The sequence below is a fragment of the Mesorhizobium sp. LHD-90 genome, from assembly GCF_030929505.1.
Lineage (GTDB): Bacteria > Pseudomonadota > Alphaproteobacteria > Rhizobiales > Rhizobiaceae > Kumtagia.
In genome coordinates this window covers 1-514 of the sequence record NZ_JAVFVV010000064.1, presented here as the reverse complement: position 1 = coordinate 514, position 514 = coordinate 1, and the positions used below count along the sequence as shown (strand labels likewise).

At 63.6% G+C, this 514-nt stretch carries 1 protein-coding gene; it reads left to right on the top strand.

Features of this window, described 5'->3' with window-relative positions; genetic code table 11:
* Positions 1-514 (top strand): porin (locus RB623_RS30295; protein WP_308060995.1); only part of this gene is annotated, 514 nt, incomplete at both ends.

Here is a 514-nt window from a genome sequence, read left to right as displayed (position 1 = left end):
TGAACATCAAGAGCCTTCTTCTCGGCTCCGCAGCGGCCCTGGTGGCGGTCAGCGGCGCGCGGGCGGCCGATGCGGTCGTGGTTGCCGAGCCGGAGCCCGTCGAATACGTTCGCGTTTGCGACGTCTATGGTTCGGGCTTCTTCTACCTGCCCGGCACCGAGACCTGCCTGAAGATCGGCGGTTATGTCCGCGTCGATCTGCGTGGCGGCGACCTGTTCGAGACGATCTCGAACGCCAACAAAGAGACCTACAACAACCGCGTCCGCTTCCAGCTTCGCGCCGACGCCCGCTCGGAGACCGAGCTCGGCACGCTGCGTTCGTATGCGGCGATCAACTTCAACTACCAGCGCACGACCTCCGACGGCAGCCTCGACAACGACTACGACATGGACGACGAGATGGGCATCGAGCATGCCTATATCGAGCTGGGCGGCTTCCGCATCGGCAAGACCGACTCGCTGTTCTCGACCTTCACCGACTATTCGTCGGGCGTGCTGAACGACGGCCTGGTTCC